The following is a 20,520-nucleotide window of genomic DNA, read 5'->3' on the forward strand; positions in this document are numbered from 1 at the left end:
TATCCACTGCTACCGCCCGCCCCCAAAGCCAGCTGTCACGCCCGGCAGACTCTCGTCGGCTGGAGCGGATCTCCTGCTGGAGTGTGGCCAGCCTTATCAAGATGTCAGCTTCTTGTAGTAGAGGTACTCCGCAAGTGGCTCTGAAAAGACGAACAAGGTAATCGTGCCAGCGATAGTGAGCAGGCGGCCCCATAGGTTCATCGAGGACCAGAAGAAGGTCACGTAGAAGGTGCCGCCAAAGGCGATCACGAAAAGCGAAAGTATGTGGTTCGGCTTGAAGGACAAGAAGTAGAGGGCAGCGAACACGAAAATGACGAAGGCGCAGGCCACCACAACGACAGAATGTGGTGCAGTGTCCACCGCGGCTGCTTGCGTCGCTGCCGTAGTCGCTGCTTGGGTTGGTTGGCTGACCGTTGTTGCCGGTGCCGGCTCATCTGACGAGGGTCCGGGCGGAAAGAAGTAGACGAACACCGCGAACGCAAGGGCCAGGAAGCCGAGGACGGTCCCAATGATCGTTGGCCAGTCGCCCCTCGGTCGCATGAGCACATGCTATCGACCCGGAGCGTAGCCGCGTCATCACCGTCGATGCGGTGGACGACCTCCAAGTCTCCGTGCCACTGGGTTGCCGGCTGGGCTACCCGGTCTCGCCGTGGACAGCCAGGTCGTCGCCGCTCAAGACGAGGCAGCCGAGGATCTCTGTCAGGACACTCCGCTGGCGGCGTGTCAAGGTGTTGACGAAGACCGCGACGTCGATGTCCGCCTCTCGGCACGCCAGGGCGATCTCGCGGAGCTTGCCATGTGTCAGCAGTGTGCGGCGGGAAAAGGGCTGCGACATTCGCAGCGACCCGCCGGGGCGCTGCTTCCACCGGTCAGACGCGCCCCGGCGCTGGACAAAACGGGCCACCACCCGGCCACCACGGGCCTCGACCAGACCGGCGAACTCGTCGAGCCTGGCCTCGTACTGCTTCTCCTTGGCCGAAAACAGACCGATGAGTACTACGTCGACACCATCGAATGGGTCACCAAGGTTCCGGTACTGCTTCACGCCGCCATGATCGCTTCGGGCGCGCCGACGAGCCACGCGAGGCTCGCTCACACTCCGGGGCGCTCGGCTTCCTCTGCCGCTGCAAAAGCGCGCTTTGCCGGTATTTCCACTCTCACCGCATAGGCCGGCACTCGCTGTAGTCGCCGTTGACCACGCAGCGGGCTGCTCCGCTGTGGCGCCGGATGCGGATCGGGGGTTGAACGACAAGCTCAGCCGTCGAACGACGCCCAGTCGAAGCCGGGCTCCCGCAGCTCGTGCAGCGCCGACCGCCAGCGGCTGCCGACGGTGGGCCCGATCCGGTCGCCGGTCGGGAACACGATGGCCACCAGCCCCGGTGCCACGTAGATCCGGGTCGGGTCGGCCGGGAGCCTCGCCGGGGCGAGCGGCACCGGGATCAGTCGCTCGACGAACCGGTCGCACTCGGCCTCGGTGAGTTCGGCCTGGCCGGCGTAGGGTGCCGAGATGGCCGCGTCGATCAGGGCGAACTGGAGCAGGAAGCCGCACAAGGGCTCGGCGTCGTCGTAGACCAGCGGGTCGTCGGCGCCCAAGGTGATCACCCGGGTCCAGACGCCCTGGCTCTCCTCGGCGATCGGGACGCCGCCGAAGTCCTCGTCGTACGCCAGCTCGTCCGGCCGGCGGATCTCGTCCTGCGAGCCGTAGACGATCGGCCGGCGGGCGGCCAGCTCGTAGAAGACCCGGAGCGGCTCGGGCAGCTCGATTGACGGTTCGCCGTCCGGTTCCCGCTCCGGGACGTCGGCGTACCAGCCGGTCAGGAAGCCGCGCAGGGCGGCGACCCGGTCGTGCGGCACGTCCAGCAGCCAGCCGACGCCGGGCACCGGCTCGTCCCGGACCGGCCGCGCCAGGTCCAGGTCGCGGAAGGACAGCCGCTTCTCCAGCCGCAGGTCGAACCCGTACGGCCCGGGGTTCGGCGCGGCGCCGTCGTCCGGGATGTCCGGCCGGCTTCCATGCCGGCGGACCTGCCGGAGCCCGCCCGGCGCAGCGCTTCCTCTTCCACCACCAGCACAGCCCGATCATAAAGATCGTCGATCAAGACCATTTTCGGTACGACCGGCCGCCCGGTTCCGCATGCACCCGCGAGGAGCCCGTCCCGCGGCGCACGCAGAGCCCGGACAGCACCGCGCGCAGAGCAGCCCGGGGGTGGGTGCAGCCGTGCGCACACAGCGCAGCCGGGCAACCGGACCTCGCAGCACGTCCGGCCGCGCCCGCACCGCCGGGCGAACCGGGCGGCGCGAGGCGGTCCTGAGCACCAGCCGCCTCGCGGCTGCTCGGCGGCACCGCGCCGACGACGTACCGAAAAAGGGGGTCAGTGCGGAAGCGGAGCGCCTACCAGGACCAGCAGGACGCCGGCGACCGCCGCGGCGGACAGGGTGAGGACCGGGCCACGCCGGAGGACCAGGGTCAGCACGACGGCACCGGCCAGGACGGCGAACTGCCAGAGCGCGGTCAGGGACATGGCCAGCGGGACGGCCGAGCCCAGGATGGCGCCGATCGCGGCGGGCGCGGTGCCGTCGAGGAAGGCGCGGACGTGACGGTTCGCGCGGAGCCGGTCGAAGCGGTCGGCGCCCAGCAGGATGAACGCGAACGACGGGCTGAAGGCGACGAGGGCCGCGAGCAGGCCACCGGCGACACCGGCGGCGGCGTAACCGACCACGGCGACGGTGTGGACGACCGGGCCGGGGGTGATCTGGCCGAGGGCGACGGCGTTCAGGAACTCGGCGGCGGTCATCCAGTGATGGCGGTCGACAGCGTCGGCCCGCATGAGCGGGATGATCACGAAACCGCCGCCGTAGGAGAGCGCGCCGACCTTGAGGGCCGTCCAGACGAGCGGGGCGAGCACACCGCCGCCGAGACCGGCGACCGCCAGGGTCCGGCCGGGGCGGGGTGCGGGCAGCCGCTGCGCCACCAGCTCGGCGAGGCCGCAGCCGATCAGCAGCAGCACCAGCCAGGGGCCGAGCGTGGCGGCGGCGGCCGCGCCGAGCAGCAGGTAGGCGAGCCAGCGGCGGCGGCTGCTCTGCTGGGGCGCGCGCTGCCAGCCGGGCGGGACGAGACTGGTGCCGGCTTGCAGGGCGACGGCGGCGACCGCCGCGCCGGCCCCGGCGCCGGCGGCCCGGACCCAGGTGGGCGGGTCGCCGAGGAAGAGCGCCGCCAGCGCCAGGATGGCGACCAGGCCGGGCAGGATGAACGCGGCGCCGCCGACCAGGGCGCCGGCCCGGCCGCGGACCCGCCAGGCGCAGAAGATCGCCAGCTGGGTGGAGGCCGGGCCGGGCAGCAGGTTGCAGGCGGCGATGGCGTCCTCGAACTCCCGCGCGTCCAGCCACTCGCGCTCGTCGACGCAGAGTTTGCGCAGCAGGGCGATGTGCGCGGGCGGCCCGCCGAAGCCGACGCAGCCGATCCGGCCCCACTGCCGCAGGACGGTGCCGAGGCCGGCGCGCGCCCGGATGTCCGGCATTCAGGCCTCCGCGGGCTGGAACAGCTCGACCGGGTTGCCGGCCGGGTCGTCCAGGACGATCTGGCGGCCGCCCGGGCCGGTCACCACCTCGCTGCGGAACACCACGCCGCCGGACCGCAGCCGGGTCACCTCGGCATCGATGTCGTCGACGAGCAGGTGAATACGGTTCCAGCCGCCGGGCTGCGGGCGCCGGCCGTCCGGCATGGGGCGGGCGGCCGAACTGTCCGGGCCGGACAGCAGCAGCCGCAGGTTGCCCCGGCGGACGTCGGCGAACGCGGGCGGGAACACCCGGTCCGGGGTGAACCCCAGGTGAGTGGTGTAGAAGTCGAGGGCGGACTGCACGTCGTCGACCAGGTAGCGGACGTGCACGGTGCCGTCGGTCATGACGCCTCCTTCGCGGATGCGATGAGCTGGGACAGGTGACCGATCCGGTCGTCCAGCCGGTCGGCGACCTGCTCGAACGTGGCGAGGTCGGCCGGCTCCGGCAGGCTCCAGTGGGTGGGGCGGCGATGGCCGGGGAACTCCGGGCAGATCTCCTTGACCCGGTCGCACAGGGTGATCACGTGGTCGAACCGCTGGCCGGCGAACTCGTCGAGGTGCCGGGGACGGGCGCCGGTCAGGTCGATGCCGCGGGCGGCCAGCACGGTGACCGCGTGCGGGTGGATCGGCTTGGGACGGCTGCCGGCGCTGTGTGCCTCGACCCGCCCGGCGGTCCGCGCGCGCAGCAGCGCCTCGGCCATCGGCGACCGGGCGCTGTTGCCGGTGCACAGGAAGAGCACCCGGGCGCCGGCCCGGTGGATGGTCGCGGGTGGCCGCAGGCGCAGGGCCGGGTGTAGCGCCCCGCCGGCCCCGGACAGCAGGCCGGCGCACCGGGTCAGGTCGAGCGAGTAATACGTGTCGCGGCCGTCGGCGGTGCTGCGCCGGGCGGTGACCAGCTCGCTGCGGCGCAGTTTGCCCAGGTGGTAGGAGATCAGGCTCTGCGGCTGGCCGAGCAGCTCGATCAGCTCGCGGACGGCCAGGTCGGTGCGGGCCAGCTCGGTGAGCAGCCGCCAGCGCACCGGATGCCCGGCGGCGGTCAGGACGGCCGGTGGCGCGTTCACCCCCCGCAGGTTACATCAAACTGATTTGATGCAATAGCGGCCGACGCGGGTTCACTGGCCGGTGCGCGGCGCGTACATGATGACGGCGACGCCGGCCAGGCAGATCGCGGCGCCGAGCAGGTCCCACCGGTCCGGGCGGAACCCGTCGACGACCATGCCCCAGGCCAGCGAGCCGGCCACGAAGACACCGCCGTAGGCGGCGAGGATCCGGCCGAAGGTGGCGTCCGGCTGCAGGGTGGCGACGAATCCGTAGGCGCCCAGGGCGAGCACGCCGGCCGCGACCCACCACGGGCCGCGCTGCTCCCGCCAGCCCTGCCAGATCAGCCACGCCCCGCCGATCTCGGCGAGCGCGGCCAGCACGAACAACAGCAGCGAGCGGGCGACGGTCATGCCGCAGAACCTACCGGCTGTTGATCATCGGGCCCGGCGCAGGCCGATGCCGGTCATCGGCACGGGGCCGGCCGCGGTGGCGGCCCGGTGACGAACGGGCGCGGCGGCTGCGGCGGGACGGCACCGGTGTCGCGGACCAGGGTCAGCAGCTCGCGCTGGCCCCGGGTGGCGCGGACGGTGAGCCCGGGAAGCCGGCTCTCGGCGAGGGCTATCGCGGTCAGGGCGCGGACGTCGAGGAAGGTCATGTCGGCGACGTCCAGGGTGTCGCCCGGGCGCAGGTCCTGGATCAGGGCGAGGAAGGCGATGGTGTTGGCGAGGTCGGTCTCGCCGGTCAGGCGCAGCGTCCGGCCGTCGTGCAGGCGCTGGTGGCGCAGCGGGGCCCGGCTGCTGGTCCGGCGCCGCGAACGGGGCGCTGATGTGGTCTCCGGGTTGAACGGTAAGCGACATGGTCACCTCCCCACGGCCGCGGTGACAGCCTGACGCACCGGAGGAGGCTCGGGAATCGTCGATCGGGTCAGCCGTGGCCACCGCCGGGCCGGGTTCACCCTATCGCCGTCGTCCGATCACCGGAGTTCCCGCCGGCGCCGGGATCAACTCGGGCGCGGCGGGGCCGCCCGCCGTACCGGAAAGGGGTGATCGCTTATTCGACGGCGCCTGATACAAACCGCGAGGTGGTATCAACTGCCATTCGGCTCGTTCCCCGCGCCGACCGGGGCGAGTTCATTGACGGCCGCGAGCGGGCGGACCGAGACTCCGAAGTATGGCAGCTCTATTCTTCAACACCCGGGAATTCGATCTCAGTGATGCTCTCGGCAGCATCGGCGAACTCAAGAATGTGATCGCCAACGAACTGCGGCAGGCCGGCTTCAGCGACGTGGTGACCAACCAATTCGAGGTCGCCGGAAATCATTCCGGTGGCATCCGGCTCAGCGTCGCGCACCTGCCGGTCGGCGGCCGCCGGTTCTGGCAGGTGGTGATGGCGGGCGGCGATGGCGGCGACCTCACCCTGCGGACGGTCAACGACATCGCCAACCGGATCCAGCACCTGCACTTCCTGTGAGGTACGCGGCCAGCTCGCCCGGGCGGCTCAGCGCCGGGGTGTGCCCGCCGTCGATCTCGTCGGGCGTGACGCCCAGCCGCTCGCGGGCCACCCGGCGCAGGTGATCGGGCGGGAGCAGGCGGTCGTCGCGGCAGAGCAGCACCCGGGTCGGCACGTCCGGCCAGGCCCGCAGCGGGGACGGCTCGCCCAGCCGGGCCTCGGACTGGCGGCGGGCGTGCCGGGCCGCCTCCGCCACCAGGCCGGCCGGAACGTCCTGGTAGAACACGTCGTCGAAGGCACCGGCCGGCTCGTACCGGGTGTTCGCCCAATAGTCGGCGGGCGCCTCCCCGGGCGCCGGGATCATCGGCGCGACCAGGTCGACGCGGTCCACCGGGAGCCGGTCGGCGACCAGCGGGGCGACGAACCCGCCGAGCGACTGACCGACCACGATCAGGCCGGTCCGGTCGCCGGCGGCGGTGACCACCGTGTCCGCGTACTCGGTGAGGCCGGCCGCGTCGTCGTCGCAGGGCAGGTCGGGGGCGACGGTGTGGTGGCCGTGGGCGCGCAGCTCCGCCTCGACCAGGTGCCAGTACCAGCCGGCGTCGCCGGCACCGTGGATCAGCACGAAGGTGGCCACCCGGACAGGCTAGCCCGGGAGGCCGGCCCGGGCCGGGCCATCCGGGCGCTCGTCAGGGCTGGAGCGGCAGGATCGCGCAGGTGGAGACGGCGGGCAGGCCGGCCAGCCGGTGACCGAGCCAGTCCACCGCCGGGCCCTGGTCGGTCAGCAGCGGTCCGAAGTGGTTCACCAGCGGGCTGCCGGTGGCGGGCAGGCTGACCGGCTCGTAGACCACGCTGCCGCCGAGCTTGCACCAGTCGGCGGCCATCGTGCGGGCCTGCCCGTGCGACACCAGGTTGTCGTTCACCCCGGTGGCGACCCGGACGATGCCGGCCGGCTTGCGGGCGCCGATGCGCTGCTCGTCGAGGAAGGCGCGCAGAGCCGGTTCGGCCTGGACGATGTCGGCGAGGGACTGGCCGGTGGTGGTCCAGGAGGTGCTGTGCCGGCCGGCGTACCCGAAGATCGCGTCGCCGACGCACATGGTGGACAGGTCGGCGAGCGCCGCGCGGCCGGAGTCGCTCAGGTACCTGTCGGCGACTGCCCGCAGCTCCGGATCGCTCTGGATGAAGCCGTTCACCGACCAGCCGAGCGCGCCCGCCAGTTCGGTGCCGTCGATCGCCGCCGTGACCTCGGCCAGATTCGCCGGCGGCGCGCCCGCGTAGGTGGCCTTCAGCCGCACCTCCGGGGCGTACGTGGCCTGCAGTTCCGCCGCCGAGGCGACCGCTCCCCCGCCCTGGCTGTATCCGTAGAGGCCGACCCCGGATCGGGTGGTGATCGAGGTGTTCGGCAGCGCGGTGGCGGCGCGGGCGGCGTCCAGCACCGCGTGCCCCTCGTCCACCCGGTTGACATAGGTGTGCAGCCGGTCCGTGGTGCCCAGCCCCGGATAGTCGGTCTGCACCACCGCGATCCCCTTGGCGAGCAGCCGGTAGATGGCCAGGATCTCGTAGCCGATGGAGATCGTGGTCTGTCCGTCGTCGGCCCCGACGACCAGGCCGCGCTGCAGGGCGAGCGAGGTGGAGCACTGGTCACCCTGGCCCATCGTGCCGGGCGCGAGCACCACCAGCGGTCGCGGGCCCAGCCCCAGCCACGGTGCCGCCGGCTCCAGATAGGACCCGGTCACCGCGACCGGCCGCCCGGTCGAGTCGGTGGACCGGTACATGATCCGGGTCGCCCGGCCGGGCAGCGGGGAATCGATTCCGGGCAGCGACAGGGCGAGCGGCAGCGGCTCGGTGCGAATGAGCGCGCCATTGTCCGCGGGCAGGGTCGCCGGCGGCGTGTAGAAATCGGGAATCGTCACCCCGCGCGACTCGGCGGCCTGTGCCGCCGGCGCGGCGGAACCGGCACCGGCAATGGTTGCGGCAAGCAGCGCGGCAGCAATTCTTTTGCGTACGGACATAGCTGTCCTCCATCGGCTCAGCGCGCGTTTCCACTCACCAACGTCGATGAGTAGCCGCGGTTACCGGACGGTAACCATCCGAACCGAGACATTCCAGAGCACCGAATTCTCATTCCGCCGGGAGCAGCCGGGACGATCGCCGCGGCCGGCGTACCGGAGGGGCCGGATCAGCGGGCGGGCAATCCGTAGCGGGCGTTGAGCACCTGCATGGCCGCCCCCGCCGCGATCGCGTCGGTCCCCAGCCCGGTCAGGCTCACCTCGACGGTCAACCAGTCGGCCCGCGGCACCTGGGTCCGCACCGCCTCCGCCACCGCGGCCCGATAGATCTCGCCGTGCCGCAGCAGATCCGCCCCGGCCAGCACCACATGCCCCAGGTCGAGGGTCTGCAGCAGATTCACCACGCCGGTGCCCAGCACCGCGGCGGCCACCGCCGGGTCGCCGGCCCGGTCGTGCACCGCCTCCAGGCAGCCGCGCCGCCCGCACACGCACGGCGGCCCGTCGAGCTGCACCACGCTGTGCCCGAACTCCCCCGCGTTGGTGTGCGCCCCCCGGTGCACCGCCCCGCCGAGCCACAGTCCCGCCCCGAGCCCGCTCTCCACCATCACCAGCGCCGCGTCCCCGAACGAGGCACCCCGCCGCCACGCCTCCGCCGTCACCCCGGCCGTCACGTCCTTGTCCAGCACCACCGGCAGCCCGAGCGCCTCGGTGGCCAGCGCGGCGAGCGGCACGTCGTCCCAGTGCCGCAACCGGTGCGCACCCCGGACCGTCCCCCGCGCCTGGTCCAGTGGCCCGATCATCCCGATCCCCACGCCGATCGGCGCATGGTCCCCGGCCAGCGCCGCGACACCGGCGGTCAGCTCGCCGAGCAGCTGCGCCGGCGTGAAGTCGGCCGGCAGCGGGCTCACCGCCGAGGCGCGCACCTGCCCGGCCAGGTCGACCAGCACCAGCCGCAACGTCCGCCGGCTCACGTGCGCCCCGACCGCCCATCGGCTCTCCGGAACCAGCCGGTACACCGCCGCCGGCTTGCCCAGCGCCGGCCGCCGCACCCCGGCCGTCGCGATCACCCCGTCCTCGACGAGCCGGGCCAGCACCTTGGAGACCGCCTGCGGGGTCAATCCGGTGGCCTCGGCGACCGTGCCACGCTCGATCGTCGGCGCGGTCCGGGCCAGCTCGATGACCAGGGCCTCGTGGTAGTCCCGCAGGTAAGCCAGGTGCACGGGCTCACACTACTACTAATGCAACAGCGTTGCTAAAGTCCGCCCCATGAACCAGAAACGCTGGCCGGCGCTGCTCGCGCTGGCCCTCGGCGCGGTCGCCATCGGCCTCACCGAGTTCGTGCCGTCCGGCCTGCTCCCCGAGATCGCCGCGAACCTGCTCGGCGACGAATACGCCGGCGCCCGGTCCGACGCGCTCGCCCACGCCGGCTGGATGGTCACCAGCTACGCGCTCGGCGTCGTCGCCGGCGCCCCGCTGATCGCCGCGCTGACCGCCCGGATGCCCCGCAAGCGCCTGGTTCTCGGCCTGCTCGTGCTCTTCGTGGCCGGCACCGTGGCCTCCGCCCTCGCCCCGAGCTTCGGCCTGGTCCTGGCCGCCCGATTCGTGGCCGGTCTGCCGCACGGCGCCTACTTCGGCGCTGCCGGGCTGCTCGCCGCCTCGCTGATGGGCCCGGGCAGCGCGGGCCGCGGGTTCGCCGCCGTACTCAGCGGCCTGACCCTCGCCAACGTGGTCGGCGTCCCGGCGATCACCCGGCTCGGGCAGGCGGCCGGCTGGCGGGTGGCGTACCTGGTGATCGCCGCCGTCTTCGCCCTCGCCCTGCTCGCCGTCGCGGCCACCGTCCCGGACGCGCCCGCCGCCGGCGGCTCCCCCGCCGCCGAACTGCACTCCCTCCGGCGCGGGCAGGTGTGGCTGGTCGCCGCCACCGGCGCGATCGGGTTCGCCGGCTTCTTCGCGGTGAACAGCTACATCGCCCCGGTCACCACCGAGGTGACCGGCCTGTCCGCCGGCACGGTGCCGTGGGTGCTGGTCGCCGTCGGTCTCGGCATGACCGCCGGCAACGCTCTCGGCGGCTGGTATGCCGACCGCGACCTGCGCCGCGCGACCCTGCTCGGCTTCACCGCGCTGATCGCCGCGGTGGCGTTCTTCGGTGTCGCCGCCCCGACCACGATCGGCCTGTTCACCGGGGCGTTCCTGATCGGCGCCACCAGCCTGTTCCTCGGCCCGGCCCTGCAGTCCCGGCTGATCGCGGTGGCACCCGGCGCCCAGCTGATGGGCGCCGCCGTCAACCAGTCCGCGATGAACATCGCCAACAGCCTGGGAGCCGCCCTCGGCGGCGCGGTCATCGCCGCCGGTCTCGGCTATCGCGCCCCCGCCTGGGTGGGCGTCGCCCTCGGGCTCGCCGGTCTGGGACTGGCGGTGACCAGTTTCGCCCTGGACCGCTCGGCGCCGGCACCAGAACCCGCCGTCCACTGATCAGCACCCCCGGATGCGCGGGTCCGCCGGGGTGCGGATCACCGGCTCCCGCGCGGCCCGGGTGCGGCGATCCGGCCACCGCGCGTCCCGAGCGATCGTCGCACCCCGCACGACCCGTGGGTGGTCAGCGGAGCCTTGGGCACCGCCGCCTGGCGACCACTGGCCGTTCATACCCCCAGGGGGTATATTGGTCGGCGTGAAGGAGGCGGACATGACTTCAGAGGCGCACCACTCCCATGACGGACCGCACGCCGCGACGCACGAGCACGCCGGCCACCAGCCACCGGCGGCGACGTGGGCGGCCGCGGCGGCGGCAACCCTGCACTGCCTGACCGGCTGCGCCATCGGCGAGGTGCTGGGCATGGTGATCGGCACCGCGGCCGGGCTGTCCAACGCGGCCACCGTCGTGCTGTCGATCGCGTTGGCGTTCGTGTTCGGCTACGGCCTGACCATGCGCGGCGTGCTGCGCGCCGGCGTCGGCTTCCGCACCGCGCTCAAGGTCGCTCTCGCTGCCGACACCGTGTCGATCGCGGTGATGGAGCTGCTGGACAACGCGTTCGTGCTCGCGGTGCCCGGTGCGATGGACGCGGGCCTGACCAGTGCCCTGTTCTGGATCTCGCTGGCCAGTTCACTCATCGTGGCCTTCCTGCTGACCACCCCGGTCAACCGGTGGATGATCGGCCGCGGCAAGGGTCACGCCGTGGTGCACCAGTACCACCACGGCCACTGAGCCCGGCGGCGGCGACCGGGCAAGGTGGACAAGGACGTGCCTTCCGACCGACGCGGCTTGCCACCGCGCCCGCCCGGCGCAGAATCGACGCAGCAATCGACGCAACTGCGAGATGGGAGGCCTTCCCGGCACGGCCGTCGTCCGACTGGCGAGCGCACAGCCGATCATTAAGGGGGTGCGCCCGGCCGGCGAGGGCCGGTTCAGAGCCGGTCGAAGGGTTCGGCGTACCGGAAGCGGCCGGCCTGGCCGTCGTACTGGCTGAGGGTTCGGACCTGGAAGTTGTCACCCCAGGCGGGGACCGGCGCGGCGATCCCGGCCGGCTGCGCCGCGACGAAGCCGAACCGGCGGTAGAAGGCGGGGTTGCCGAGCAGCGCCACCAGGGGCTCGCCGAGCGCGTCGGCCGCGCCGAGAACGGCGTGCATCAGGGCGGAACCCAGGCCGGCTCGCTGGCGGCGCGGGAGAACACTCAGCGGCCCCAGGCCCAGGACCGGGCGGTCCTCGACATGAGCCCGCGTCGCGACGACGTGGCCGACGACCTGGTCGTCCTCGATCGCGACCAGTGACAGCTCCGGGATCCACCCAGCATCGGCGCGCAACCACGAGACGAGCGCCGCCTCGCCGGGATCACCACCCGGCTCCACCGGGGGTGCGCTGTACGGGAGGCCGCGGAACGCGGCCGCCGTGATCGCGTGGATCGCGTCACCATCGTCGGGGCGTTCCCGTCGAATCATCATCACCGAACCATCGGGCCTGCTCGCCCCGCCGTCAACGGATTTGCCGGGACGGCGCCCGCACCCGGCCGGCGGGGCGCTGCCCGGATGCGGCCGGCGACACGTCGTCGGACCCGGACCGCGGGGTGCCCGGGCCCGACGACGATCGTGCCGGCTAGAAGCTGATGAGGACCTTGAGCGCCGCCCGGTCGTCCATGGCCCGGTAGGCGGCGGGCACCTCGTCGATGGTGACGGTGCGGTCGAAGACCTTGCCCGGGTTGACGGTGCCGTCGAGGACGGCCGGCAGCAGCTCCCCGACGTACGCGCGGACCGGCGCCGGGCCGCCGTTGAGGTGTCCGGCGTCTCGGACAGCGTCCTGGACGCGATCGCCCGCGCCCTGCAGCTCGACGACGCCGAACGCTCGCACCTCTACGACCTGGCCCGGGCCGCCAACAGCAGCCCGCGCACCCGGCGCCGGCCGGCCCGGCAGCAGATCCGGCCCAGCGTGCAGAGCCTGCTGGACGCCATGACCGACGCGCCGGCGTTCGTCCGCAACGGCCGGCTCGACATCCTCGCCGTCAACGCCCTCGGGCAGGCGCTCTACTCGCCCGCCTACGCCGCTGCCGCGCGACCGGTCAACCTGGCCCGGTTCTGCTTCCTCGACCCGGCGGCCGAGGGGCTCTACGCGGACTGGGCCGAGGCCGCCGACACGACAGCGAACCTGCTGCGCACCGAGGCCAGGCGCGACCCGGCCGACCCCGGGCTGACCCTCACCGCGTACAGCGCCGAGGCCGGCACCCCGGCCCACGACACGCTGCGCCTGCTGGCCAGCTGGGCCGCCACGGCGGCGGGGGCGGGTGCTCAGGGCGTACCGTAAATCGGTTTTACAGGATCTTCTGGCCTCGGATGCGGCGGGCCAGCTCGTTGGCGTGGTGGCGGACCTCGGCCACCAGGTGGGGACGGTCCGGGGCCGGGACCTGCGGATAGGTGACGGCGATGCCGGCGATCGGCCAGCCGGAGCGGTCCCGGATCGCCACCGCGACCGACACCAGGCCCTCGGTGACCTCGCCGTCCTCCAGGGCATAGCCCTGGCGGCGCTCGCGGATGAGGATGGCGCGCAGCTCGGACAGCCGGGTCGGACTGCCCTCGGCGCGGCCGGCGAAGGCCGCGCGGTTCGGGAACAGGGCGCGCAGCTGGACGTCCGGCAGGGCGGCGAGCTGGGCGCGGCCGCTGGCGGTGATGTGGCTGGGCAGGCGCACGCCGACGTTGGTGACCAGCGGCGGGCGCCCGGGCGCGCGCTCCTCGACCAGGTAGATCACGTCGCGGCCGTGCAGGACGGACAGGTGCGCCGACTGCCGGACCCGGTCGACGAGTGCGGCCAGGATCGGCGCACCGAGCCGGGCCAGCGGCTCCTGGCGGGCGAACCCGGAGCTGAGCTCGAACGCGGCCAGTCCGATGCCGTACCGCTCCACCTCCGGGTAGTGGATCACGAAGCCGTGCTGTTCCATGACGCCGAGCAGCCGGTACACCGTCGATCGCGGCAGCCCGAGCGCTGTCGTGATGGTCGCGGCCGGCACCGGGCCCCGCTGCGCCGACAGGTAGCCGAGGATCCGCAGGGTGTGATGCGCGGCCGGGGATTGTCTCGCCTCGGCCATCCGCACAGTCTCACATGTGGGACACCAGTTGACGCCACGCCCTCCCGGACCCCTGGCGGATGTGTTCGGATCGCCTCATGGCCTTCACGTCTCCTTCCTCTGGCCGGACCGCGTCCGTGCGGCTCGGCGCCGGTGCGCCCGCGCTCGCCGACGTGGTCGCGATCGCCCGCCACGACGCATTCATTGATATCGATAAAGAGGCCCTGGACGGGGTGGCCGAGACCCGGCGGCTGATCGAGGCGCTCGCCGGCGACACCGAGCCGCATTACGGCATCAGCACCGGCTTCGGCGCGCTCGCCACCAAATTCATCAGCGCCGACCGCCGCGCCCAGCTCCAGCAGAGCCTGGTCCGCTCGCACGCGGCCGGCTCCGGGCCGGAGGTGGAGCGCGAGGTCGTCCGGGCGCTGATGACGCTGCGCCTGTCCACCCTGCTGACCGGGCGTACCGGGGTCCGTCCGGTGGTCGCCGAGACCTACGCCGCGGTGCTCAACGCCGGGATCACCCCGGTGGTGCACGAGTACGGCTCGCTCGGCTGCTCCGGTGACCTCGCCCCGCTCGCCCACTGTGCCCTGGTGCTGATGGGCGAGGGCGAGGCGCGTACCCCGGACGGGCGGCTGGTCGACGGCGGCACGGCGCTGGCCGAGGCCGGGATCACCCCGGTCACCCTGGCCGAGAAGGAGGGGCTGGCGCTGATCAACGGCACCGACGGCATGCTCGGCCACCTCGCCCTCGCCCTCGCCGACCTGGACCTGCTGATGTCGACGGCCGACATCGCCGGAGCGATGAGCGTGGAGGCGCTGCTCGGCACCGACGCGGTGTTCGCCGCCGACCTGCAGGCGCTGCGCCCGCAGCTCGGACAGGCCGCCGCGGCCGCGAACTTCCGCACGCTGCTGCACGACTCGCCGCTGATCGCCAGCCACAAGGGCCCGGAGTGCACCCGGGTGCAGGACGCGTACTCGCTGCGCTGCGCCCCGCAGGTGCACGGCGCGGCCCGCGACACCGTCGAGCACGCGCGCCTGATCGCCGGGCGGGAGCTGGCCTCGGCCGTCGACAACCCGGTGGTCACCCCGGACGGGCGGGTCGAGTCGAACGGCAACTTCCACGGCGCCCCGGTCGCGTACGTGCTGGACTTCCTGGCCATCGCGGTCGCCGACGTGGCCAGCATGTCGGAACGGCGTACCGACCGGATGCTCGACCCGAACCGCAGCCACGGCCTGCCGCCGTTCCTGGCCGACGAGGTCGGCGTCGACTCCGGGCTGATGATCGCCCAGTACACCGCGGCCGGCATCACCAGCGAGCTCAAGCGCCTCGCGGTGCCCGCCTCGGTCGACTCGATCCCGTCCTCGGCCATGCAGGAGGACCACGTGTCGATGGGCTGGGCCGCCGCCCGCAAGCTGCGCAAGGCCGTCGACGGGCTGGCCCAGGTGCTGGCCATCGAGATCATGACGGCGGCGCGGGGCATCGACCTGCGCGCGCCACTGCTGCCCGGTAAGGCGACCGGCTCGGTCGTACGCCTGATCCGCGACGAGGTGAGCGGGCCCGGACCGGACCGCTTCCTCGCCCCCGAAATCGCGGCGGTCGCCGCCGCGGTCCGCTCCGGTGCGGTGCTGAACGCCGCCGGACCCCTGCTCTGAGAGGCACTTGTGATGGCTGACTTCTCCGCCGGCGCCCGGCCGGTCCGGGCACCCCGCGGCTCCCAGCTCACCGCCAAGTCGTGGCAGACCGAGGCCCCGATGCGGATGCTGATGAACAACCTCGACCCCGAGGTCGCCGAACGCCCCGACGACCTGGTCGTCTACGGCGGCACCGGCCGCGCGGCCCGCAGCTGGGCGGCCTACGACGCGATCGTCGCGACACTGCGCGAGCTGGAGTCCGACGAGACGCTGCTGGTCCAGTCCGGCAAGCCGGTCGGCGTCTTCCGGACCCACGAGTGGGCACCCCGGGTGCTGATCGCCAACTCGAACCTGGTCGGCGACTGGGCGACCTGGCCCGAGTTCCGCCGCCTGGAGCAGGCCGGGCTCACCATGTACGGGCAGATGACCGCCGGCTCGTGGATCTACATCGGGACCCAGGGCATCCTGCAGGGCACCTACGAGACGTTCGCCGCGGTCGCCGTCAAGCACTTCGGCGGCAGCCTGGCCGGCACCCTCACCCTGACCGCCGGCGCCGGCGGGATGGGCGGCGCCCAGCCGCTCGCCGTCACCCTCAACGGCGGCGCCGTGCTGATCGTCGACGTCGACGCGGCCCGGCTGCGCCGCCGGGTCGAGCACCGCTACCTCGACGAGATGACCGACGACCTCGACGACGCCCTGGCCCGGGTGGTGGCCGCCAAGAACGAGGGGCGGGCGTTGTCGGTCGGCGTGGTCGGCAACGCCGCCACGGTCTTCCCGCTGCTGCTGGACAGGCGGGCGCCGATCGACATCGTCACCGACCAGACCAGCGCGCACGACCCGCTCAGCTACCTGCCCGAGGGCATCGGCGTCGAGGACTGGCACCGGCGGGCCGCCGAGGACCCGGAGGCCTTCACCAAGGCGGCCCGGGCCAGCATGGCCAAGCACGTCGAGGCGATGGTCGGCTTCCAGGACCGGGGCGCCGCGGTGTTCGACTACGGCAACTCGATCCGCGCCGAGGCCGAACTGGGCGGCTACCACCGGGCGTTCGCCTTCCCCGGCTTCGTACCCGCCTACATCCGGCCGCAGTTCGAGGAGGGCCGCGGCCCGTTCCGCTGGGCGGCGCTCTCCGGCGACCCGGCCGACATCGCCAAGACCGACCAGGCCATCCTCGAGCTGTTCCCGGACAACGAGCCGCTGGCCCGGTGGATCACGGCGGCCGGCGAGAAGGTGCACTTCGAGGGCCTGCCCGCGCGGATCTGCTGGCTCGGATACCAGGAACGGCACCTGGCCGGGCTCAAGTTCAACGAGATGGTGGCGTCCGGTGAGCTGAGCGCCCCGATCGTGATCGGCCGCGATCATCTGGATTCCGGATCGGTCGCCTCGCCCTATCGCGAGACCGAGGCAATGCGGGACGGCTCCGACGCGATCGCCGACTGGCCGCTGCTGAACGCGCTGCTCAACACCGCGTCCGGGGCGACCTGGGTGTCGCTGCACCACGGCGGCGGGGTGGGCATCGGCCGGTCCCTGCACGCCGGACAGGTCACCGTCGCCGACGGCACCGAGCTGGCCGCGCGCAAGATCGAGCGGGTGCTGACCAACGACCCGGGCAGCGGCGTCATGCGGCACGTCGACGCGGGCTACGAGCACGCTGCCGAGGTCGCCCGGACCCGCGGCCTGAAGATCCCGATGCTGGAGGAGAAGTGACGGCGCCGGCGATGCTGGCCGAGATCGACGGCATCGGCCGGGACCCGGTCCGCGGCGGCCACTCCCGGCACCTGCTCGACGACGCCGACCGGGAGCTGCGCGACTGGTTCGTCAGCACGGCGAAGAACCTCGGCCTCGAGGTCGAGCGGGACGGCAACGCGAACCTGTGGGCGTGGTGGCACCCGGCCGACGGCCCGCGGTACCCGGCGGTCGTCACCGGCAGCCACCTCGACTCGGTGCCCGGCGGCGGCGCCCTGGACGGCCCGCTCGGCGTGGTCAGCGCCCTGGAGGCGGTGTCCCGGCTGCGCGCCGCCGGCCACGAGCCGGCCCGCTCGGTGGCGGTGGTGGTGTTCGCCGAGGAGGAGGGCGCCCGGTTCGGCGTCGCCTGCCTCGGATCGCGGCTGCTCACCGGCGTCCTGCCGGCCGAGAAGGCGCTCGAGCTGACCGACGCGGCCGGGCACCGGCTGCGCGACGTGCTGGCCGAAAACGGGATCGATCCGGCCGGGGCGGGTGCCGATCCGGCGCGGCTGGCCCGCGTCGGGGTGGTCGTCGAACTCCACGTCGAGCAGGGCAAACAGCTGGCGCCACTGGGCCGGCCGCTGGGCCTGGCGACGACGATCCTGGCGCACGGCCGGTGGTCGCTGCGGATCGTCGGGCGAGGCGATCACGCCGGCTCCACCGAGCTGACCTCGCGGCACGACCCGGTCCTGGTGGCCGCCGACGTGATCAAGGCGGTCCGGCAGGCCGCCGTCGCCGCGCCCGCACCGGCCCACGCCCGGGCCACGGTGGGCCGGCTGACGGTGACGCCGGGCGGCACCAACGCGATCGCCTCCGAGGTGGTGCTCTGGCTGGACGCCCGCGCCGAGCGCGATCAGGAGGTGCGCGACCTGGTCACGGCGGTCACGGCGGCGGCCGAGGCGGCCGCCGCGGCGGAGGGCTGCACGGTCACCGTCCAGGAGGAGTCGTTCTCGTCACGGGTCACCTTCGACGAGCAGCTGACCGACCGGCTCGACCGGGTGCTCGGCGGGATACCGCGGATTCCGACCGGCGCCGGTCACGACGCGGGAGTGCTCGCCGGCTTCGTGCCTTCGGCGATGATTTTCGTACGCAATCCCGAAGGCGTCTCGCACGCACCCGCCGAGACCGCCAGCGACGCGGACATCTCCCGGGGTGTCACGGCGCTGGCCGCCTGCCTGGCCGATCTCACGTGAGGATCTTCGCCCGGCGGCTCGTGCTGCCCGGAGCCGTCCGGGAGAACGTGCTCCTGCAGGACGGCGCGGTCCACGACGCCACCCCCGGCACACGTGCCGACCTGCGGCTGGGCACCGTGGTCCCGGCGTTCGCGAACACCCACTCACACGCCTTCCACCGGCTGCTGCGCGGGCGCACCAACGCCGGCGGCGGCGACTTCTGGGAGTGGCGGCAGCGGATGTACGCCGTCGCCCAGTCCCTCGACCCGGACCTGATGTTCGAGGTGGCGCTGCTGGTCTACGGCGAGATGGTGGCTGCCGGTTACGCCTCGGTCTGCGAGTTCCACTACCTGCACCACACCCCGTCCGGCCGGCCCTACCCGCGGCACGAGATGGAGCTGGCGCTGGCCGCGGCCGCCACCGAGGCCGGCATCCGGCTCACCCTGCTGGACACGCTCTACCTGCACGGCGGGTTCGGGCAGCCGCTGCACGACCACCAGCGCCGCTTCGGTGACGGCAGCGTGCGGGGCTGGCTGGACCGCTGGCACGACCTGCGGTCCGTCCTGCGCGGGGCCACGCTGGGCGCGGCTTTCCATTCGGTACGCGCCGTCGCGCCGGACGAGCTGCGCGACGCGGTGGCCGGCCTGCCCGCCGAGGTGCCACTGCACGTGCACCTCTCCGAGCAGCCGGCCGAGAACGCGGACTGCCTGGCCGCCACCGGCCTGACCCCGGCCGGGCTGCTGGCGTCGGTGGGTGCGCTGTCGCCGCGCACGACGGTGGTGCACGCGACGCACCTGACCGACGCGGACGTGGCCACGCTCGGGGCGGCCCGGGTGACCGTGTCGATGTGCCCGTCCACCGAGGGGGATCTCGGCGACGGGCTGGGCCGGGCCCGGGACCTGGCCGACGCCGGGGCCCGGATCACCATCGGCTCCGATCAGAACGTGACGGTGGACCCGTTCGAGGAGCTGCGCCTGCTGGAACGCGGCGCCCGGCTGGCGTCCGGGCGGCGCGGGGTGTTCAGCCCGGCCGAGCTGTGGGCGATCGGTGCCGCCGGGACCGGCCTCGTCGAGATCGATACCGGTTCGGTCCGGACGCTCGGCACCCACCCGGCGGAGTTGTTCATGAGCGCGACAGCCGCCGACGTCCGCACGGTGATCACCGATGGCGTGGTGCGCGGGCGGCCCGACCTCGATCGGGCGGCCCGGTTGTACTCCCGGATCGAGGCGAAGGTGACGGCGTGAGCGAACTCATCACGAACATCGGCGAGCTGTTCACCGGGTCGTCGGGCATCCTGCGGGACGCCGCCCTGGTGATCGACGACGGGCTGGTCGCCTGGGTGGGACCGCGCACGGCGGCCCCGCCGGCGGACACCGTCTTCGACGCCGAGGGCGCGGCGGTGGTGCCCGGCTTCGTGGACAGCCACTCGCACCTGGTGTTCGCCGGGGACCGGGCCGACGAGTTCGACGCGCGGATGTCCGGGCAGCCGTACACGGCGGGCGGCATCCGGCGGACGGTTGCCGCGACCCGGGCCGCGTCGGACGAGGAACTGGCCGCGCACACCGGGCGGCTGCTCGACGAGGCGTTGCGCTCCGGCACCACGACCATCGAGATCAAGTCGGGGTACGGGCTGACCGTCGAGGACGAGCGCCGCAGCCTGGCGATCGCGTCCCGGTTCACCACGGAGACCACGTTCCTCGGGGCGCACGTCGTCCCGGCCGAACATCAGCCGGCCGCCTACGTGGACCTGGTCACCGGGGAGATGCTGGACCGGGTGGCCGGGCTCGCCCGGTGGATCGACGTGTTCTGCGACCGGGGCGCGTTCGACGTCGACCAGGCCCGGACGATCCTGTCCGCCGGGGCGGCCCGCGGTCTCGGAGTGCGGATGCACGCCAACCAGCTGGGCCCCTCGGGTGCGGCGCGGCTCGGGGTGGAACTGGGAGCGGCCAGCGTCGACCACTGCACGTTCCTGTCCGACGAGGACGTCGACGCCCTCGCCGCATCCGAGACGGTGGCGACGTTCGTGCCCGGCGCGGAGTTCTCCACCCGGCAGCCGTTCCCGGACATCGGGCGGCTGCGCGACGCGGGGGTGCGGTACGCGATCGCCACGGACTGCAACCCAGGGTCGTCGTACACCAGCTCGATGCCCTTCTGCATCGCCCTGGCGGTCCGCGAGATGCGGATGACCCCGACGGAGGCGCTGCTCGCGGCCACCGCCGGGGGCGCCCGGGCGCTGCGCCGCACGGACGTCGGGCACCTGTCCCCCGGCGCCCGCGCCGACGTGGTCCTGCTCGACGCCCCGTCGTTCGTGCACCTCGCCTACCGCCCGGGCGTCCAGCTGGTGAGGCACGTCTGGCAGCACGGCCGCCGCACGACCGCCTGGAGCAGGTGAG

The 20,520-nt window shown here is 73.3% G+C and carries 23 protein-coding genes; 9 read left to right on the plus strand and 14 right to left on the minus strand.

Going from position 1 to position 20,520, the window contains the following annotated elements:
• Positions 1 to 96 precede the first annotated feature (96 nt).
• From Actob_RS23580 to Actob_RS23615, 8 genes are all read right to left on the minus strand, one after another.
• Positions 97 to 540: a hypothetical protein gene (locus Actob_RS23580; RefSeq protein WP_284913968.1), complete on the minus strand. Its 444-nt coding sequence runs from the start codon at positions 538 to 540 to the stop codon at positions 97 to 99.
• A gap of 94 nt (positions 541 to 634) precedes the next feature.
• Positions 635 to 1,045: an HflX-like GTP-binding protein gene (locus Actob_RS23585; RefSeq protein WP_284913969.1), complete on the minus strand. Its 411-nt coding sequence runs from the start codon at positions 1,043 to 1,045 to the stop codon at positions 635 to 637.
• A 209-nt stretch (positions 1,046 to 1,254) separates the two neighbouring features.
• Positions 1,255 to 1,881 carry a hypothetical protein gene (locus Actob_RS23590; protein ID WP_284913970.1) on the minus strand — a complete coding sequence of 209 codons (627 nt, stop codon included), beginning with the start codon at positions 1,879 to 1,881 and terminating at the stop codon, positions 1,255 to 1,257.
• A gap of 488 nt (positions 1,882 to 2,369) precedes the next feature.
• The gene (chrA, locus tag Actob_RS23595; protein WP_284913971.1) at positions 2,370 to 3,515 is read right to left on the minus strand and encodes a chromate efflux transporter; all 1,146 of its coding nucleotides are present in this window, start codon (positions 3,513 to 3,515) and stop codon (positions 2,370 to 2,372) included.
• Positions 3,516 to 3,899, minus strand: coding sequence for a VOC family protein (locus Actob_RS23600; RefSeq protein ID WP_284913972.1), 384 nt, complete (start codon positions 3,897 to 3,899; stop codon positions 3,516 to 3,518). It abuts the gene before it with no gap.
• Positions 3,896 to 4,615, minus strand: coding sequence for an arsenate reductase/protein-tyrosine-phosphatase family protein (locus tag Actob_RS23605; protein ID WP_284913973.1), 720 nt, complete (start codon positions 4,613 to 4,615; stop codon positions 3,896 to 3,898). The genes Actob_RS23600 and Actob_RS23605 overlap by 4 nt, the downstream gene beginning before the upstream one ends.
• A gap of 51 nt (positions 4,616 to 4,666) precedes the next feature.
• Positions 4,667 to 5,005, minus strand: a complete 339-nt coding sequence (locus tag Actob_RS23610) for a YnfA family protein (protein ID WP_284913974.1) — start codon at positions 5,003 to 5,005, stop codon at positions 4,667 to 4,669.
• Positions 5,006 to 5,058: 53 nt separating this feature from the next.
• Positions 5,059 to 5,250: a hypothetical protein gene (locus Actob_RS23615; protein WP_284913975.1), complete on the minus strand. Its 192-nt coding sequence runs from the start codon at positions 5,248 to 5,250 to the stop codon at positions 5,059 to 5,061.
• Positions 5,251 to 5,765: 515 nt separating this feature from the next.
• Here Actob_RS23615 and Actob_RS23620 point away from each other — a divergent pair.
• Positions 5,766 to 6,065, plus strand: coding sequence for a hypothetical protein (locus tag Actob_RS23620; protein ID WP_284913976.1), 300 nt, complete (start codon positions 5,766 to 5,768; stop codon positions 6,063 to 6,065).
• Here Actob_RS23620 and Actob_RS23625 read toward each other — a convergent pair.
• The 3 genes from Actob_RS23625 to Actob_RS23635 all read right to left on the minus strand — a co-directional run bounded on the left by Actob_RS23625 (position 6,022) and on the right by Actob_RS23635 (position 9,273).
• Positions 6,022 to 6,681: an alpha/beta fold hydrolase gene (locus Actob_RS23625; RefSeq protein WP_284913977.1), complete on the minus strand. Its 660-nt coding sequence runs from the start codon at positions 6,679 to 6,681 to the stop codon at positions 6,022 to 6,024. The two genes, Actob_RS23620 and Actob_RS23625, sit on opposite strands and share 44 nt — an antisense overlap.
• A gap of 52 nt (positions 6,682 to 6,733) precedes the next feature.
• Positions 6,734 to 8,056 carry a lipase family protein gene (locus Actob_RS23630; protein ID WP_284913978.1) on the minus strand — a complete coding sequence of 441 codons (1,323 nt, stop codon included), beginning with the start codon at positions 8,054 to 8,056 and terminating at the stop codon, positions 6,734 to 6,736.
• Between the two features lie 167 nt (positions 8,057 to 8,223).
• Positions 8,224 to 9,273 (minus strand): ROK family transcriptional regulator, encoded by a 1,050-nt coding sequence (locus Actob_RS23635; protein WP_284913979.1) that lies wholly within the window; start codon positions 9,271 to 9,273, stop codon positions 8,224 to 8,226.
• 46 nt (positions 9,274 to 9,319) lie between these two features.
• Between Actob_RS23635 and Actob_RS23640 the strand changes: the two genes are divergently transcribed.
• On the plus strand, positions 9,320 to 10,525 hold the full coding sequence (locus Actob_RS23640) for an MFS transporter (protein ID WP_284913980.1): 1,206 nt from the start codon (positions 9,320 to 9,322) through the stop codon (positions 10,523 to 10,525).
• Between the two features lie 211 nt (positions 10,526 to 10,736).
• Positions 10,737 to 11,255 carry a DUF4396 domain-containing protein gene (locus Actob_RS23645; RefSeq protein ID WP_284913981.1) on the plus strand — a complete coding sequence of 173 codons (519 nt, stop codon included), beginning with the start codon at positions 10,737 to 10,739 and terminating at the stop codon, positions 11,253 to 11,255.
• A gap of 200 nt (positions 11,256 to 11,455) precedes the next feature.
• Here Actob_RS23645 and Actob_RS23650 read toward each other — a convergent pair whose 3' ends face one another.
• Positions 11,456 to 11,989, minus strand: coding sequence for a GNAT family N-acetyltransferase (locus Actob_RS23650; RefSeq protein WP_284913982.1), 534 nt, complete (start codon positions 11,987 to 11,989; stop codon positions 11,456 to 11,458).
• A gap of 151 nt (positions 11,990 to 12,140) precedes the next feature.
• Positions 12,141 to 12,392, minus strand: a complete 252-nt coding sequence (locus Actob_RS23655; protein WP_284913983.1) for a hypothetical protein — start codon at positions 12,390 to 12,392, stop codon at positions 12,141 to 12,143.
• A 78-nt stretch (positions 12,393 to 12,470) separates the two neighbouring features.
• Here Actob_RS23655 and Actob_RS23660 point away from each other — a divergent pair, with 78 nt between their 5' ends.
• A complete protein-coding gene (locus tag Actob_RS23660; RefSeq protein WP_284913984.1) occupies positions 12,471 to 12,842 on the plus strand; it encodes an MmyB family transcriptional regulator in 372 nt (123 codons plus the stop codon).
• A gap of 7 nt (positions 12,843 to 12,849) precedes the next feature.
• Here the strand turns inward: Actob_RS23660 and Actob_RS23665 are convergent, their stop codons facing one another.
• Complete coding sequence (locus Actob_RS23665) at positions 12,850 to 13,620, minus strand: IclR family transcriptional regulator (protein ID WP_284913985.1); 771 nt, start codon at positions 13,618 to 13,620, stop codon at positions 12,850 to 12,852.
• 77 nt (positions 13,621 to 13,697) lie between these two features.
• Here Actob_RS23665 and hutH point away from each other — a divergent pair, with 77 nt between their 5' ends.
• The 5 genes from hutH to hutI are packed head-to-tail and all read left to right on the plus strand — an operon-like array spanning position 13,698 to position 20,519.
• Positions 13,698 to 15,254, plus strand: coding sequence for a histidine ammonia-lyase (gene hutH / locus Actob_RS23670; RefSeq protein ID WP_284913986.1), 1,557 nt, complete (start codon positions 13,698 to 13,700; stop codon positions 15,252 to 15,254).
• Positions 15,255 to 15,266: 12 nt separating this feature from the next.
• A complete protein-coding gene (gene hutU / locus Actob_RS23675; RefSeq protein ID WP_284913987.1) occupies positions 15,267 to 16,937 on the plus strand; it encodes a urocanate hydratase in 1,671 nt (556 codons plus the stop codon).
• Entirely contained in the window at positions 16,934 to 18,148 is a 1,215-nt protein-coding gene (locus Actob_RS23680; protein ID WP_284913988.1) for an allantoate amidohydrolase, read from the plus strand. The genes hutU and Actob_RS23680 overlap by 4 nt, the downstream gene beginning before the upstream one ends.
• A complete protein-coding gene (locus Actob_RS23685) occupies positions 18,145 to 19,371 on the plus strand; it encodes a formimidoylglutamate deiminase (RefSeq protein WP_284913989.1) in 1,227 nt (408 codons plus the stop codon). Before Actob_RS23680 ends, Actob_RS23685 begins: the two co-directional genes overlap by 4 nt.
• On the plus strand, positions 19,368 to 20,519 hold the full coding sequence (hutI, locus tag Actob_RS23690; RefSeq protein WP_284913990.1) for an imidazolonepropionase: 1,152 nt from the start codon (positions 19,368 to 19,370) through the stop codon (positions 20,517 to 20,519). The genes Actob_RS23685 and hutI overlap by 4 nt, the downstream gene beginning before the upstream one ends.
• The last annotated feature ends 1 nt before the right edge of the window (position 20,520 follow it).

Source organism: Actinoplanes oblitus (genome assembly GCF_030252345.1).
GTDB lineage: Bacteria > Actinomycetota > Actinomycetes > Mycobacteriales > Micromonosporaceae > Actinoplanes > Actinoplanes oblitus.